Consider the following 2,257-nt stretch of genomic DNA (forward strand, 5'->3'; position numbering starts at 1 on the left):
GAATATCAAGTCTCAAGTGAACAACAGTTAATTCATTACGAACTAACAGTTTAATTCTTTGAGCATCAGACTTTTAATTGAAGAGTTTGATCATGGCTCAGATTGAACGCTGGCGGCAGGCCTAACACATGCAAGTCGAACGGTAACAGAGAGCAGCTTGCTGCTCTGCTGACGAGTGGCGGACGGGTGAGTAATGTCTGGGAAACTGCCTGATGGAGGGGGATAACTACTGGAAACGGTAGCTAATACCGCATAACGTCTTCGGACCAAAGTGGGGGACCTTCGGGCCTCATGCCATCAGATGTGCCCAGATGGGATTAGCTAGTAGGTGGGGTAAAGGCTCACCTAGGCGACGATCCCTAGCTGGTCTGAGAGGATGACCAGCCACACTGGAACTGAGACACGGTCCAGACTCCTACGGGAGGCAGCAGTGGGGAATATTGCACAATGGGCGCAAGCCTGATGCAGCCATGCCGCGTGTATGAAGAAGGCCTTCGGGTTGTAAAGTACTTTCAGCGAGGAGGAAGGGATTGTGGTTAATAACCGCAGTCATTGACGTTACTCGCAGAAGAAGCACCGGCTAACTCCGTGCCAGCAGCCGCGGTAATACGGAGGGTGCAAGCGTTAATCGGAATTACTGGGCGTAAAGCGCACGCAGGCGGTTTGTTAAGTCAGATGTGAAATCCCCGGGCTCAACCTGGGAACTGCATTTGAAACTGGCAAGCTTGAGTCTCGTAGAGGGGGGTAGAATTCCAGGTGTAGCGGTGAAATGCGTAGAGATCTGGAGGAATACCGGTGGCGAAGGCGGCCCCCTGGACGAAGACTGACGCTCAGGTGCGAAAGCGTGGGGAGCAAACAGGATTAGATACCCTGGTAGTCCACGCCGTAAACGATGTCGACTTGGAGGTTGTGCCCTTGAGGCGTGGCTTCCGGAGCTAACGCGTTAAGTCGACCGCCTGGGGAGTACGGCCGCAAGGTTAAAACTCAAATGAATTGACGGGGGCCCGCACAAGCGGTGGAGCATGTGGTTTAATTCGATGCAACGCGAAGAACCTTACCTGGTCTTGACATCCAGAGAATCCTGCAGAGATGCGGGAGTGCCTTCGGGAACTCTGAGACAGGTGCTGCATGGCTGTCGTCAGCTCGTGTTGTGAAATGTTGGGTTAAGTCCCGCAACGAGCGCAACCCTTATCCTTTGTTGCCAGCACATAATGGTGGGAACTCAAAGGAGACTGCCGGTGATAAACCGGAGGAAGGTGGGGATGACGTCAAGTCATCATGGCCCTTACGACCAGGGCTACACACGTGCTACAATGGCGCATACAAAGAGAAGCGAACTCGCGAGAGCAAGCGGACCTCATAAAGTGCGTCGTAGTCCGGATTGGAGTCTGCAACTCGACTCCATGAAGTCGGAATCGCTAGTAATCGTGGATCAGAATGCCACGGTGAATACGTTCCCGGGCCTTGTACACACCGCCCGTCACACCATGGGAGTGGGTTGCAAAAGAAGTAGGTAGCTTAACCTTCGGGAGGGCGCTTACCACTTTGTGATTCATGACTGGGGTGAAGTCGTAACAAGGTAACCGTAGGGGAACCTGCGGTTGGATCACCTCCTTACCTGAAAGATACAACCTCGCGTGCTCACACAGATTGTCTGATAGAAAGTAAAGAAGCAAAACCTCTACAGGCTTGTAGCTCAGGTGGTTAGAGCGCACCCCTGATAAGGGTGAGGTCGGTGGTTCAAGTCCACTCAGGCCTACCAACTCCGCAGGAGTTGAAGAGGTTTAACTACGATGGGGCTATAGCTCAGCTGGGAGAGCGCCTGCTTTGCACGCAGGAGGTCTGCGGTTCGATCCCGCATAGCTCCACCATCACTTCAGAGTGTACTCGATGAGTATACTGCGAAGTATTTGCTCTTTAACAATCCGGAACAAGCTGAAAATTGAAACAGACATACTGTTGCATTTCTCCGTAATAAGGAATGCGCGGTGTGTCAGAGTCTCTCAAACTCGCAGCACGAAGACTTCTTCGGGTTGTGAGGTTAAGCGAACAAGCGTACACGGTGGATGCCCTGGCAGTCAGAGGCGATGAAGGACGTGCTAATCTGCGAAAAGCGTCGGTAAGGTGATATGAACCGTTATAACCGACGATGTCCGAATGGGGAAACCCGGTGCACTTCGGTGCATCATCGTTTGATGAATACATAGTCAAACGAGGCGAACCGGGGGAACTGAAACATCTAAGTACCCCGAGGAAA

2 tRNA genes and 2 rRNA genes (1 of these 4 cut by a window edge) are annotated in these 2,257 nt (G+C 52.4%); all 4 read left to right on the forward strand.

Annotated elements, in window-relative coordinates:
* Window positions 1-74 precede the first annotated feature (74 nt).
* Window positions 75-1,617 (forward strand): 16S ribosomal RNA (locus AACV31_RS12580).
* Between the two features lie 68 nt (window positions 1,618-1,685).
* A tRNA-Ile gene (locus AACV31_RS12585) sits at window positions 1,686-1,762 on the forward strand.
* A 33-nt stretch (window positions 1,763-1,795) separates the two neighbouring features.
* Window positions 1,796-1,871: transfer RNA gene (locus AACV31_RS12590), tRNA-Ala, on the forward strand.
* 168 nt (window positions 1,872-2,039) lie between these two features.
* A 23S ribosomal RNA gene (locus tag AACV31_RS12595) occupies window positions 2,040-2,257 on the forward strand (it continues 2,389 nt past the right edge of the window).
* The 16S and 23S rRNA genes sit together here with 2 tRNA genes alongside, the layout of an rRNA operon.

This window comes from Cronobacter sp. EKM101R, assembly GCF_963888145.1.
Lineage (GTDB): Bacteria > Pseudomonadota > Gammaproteobacteria > Enterobacterales > Enterobacteriaceae > Cronobacter > Cronobacter turicensis.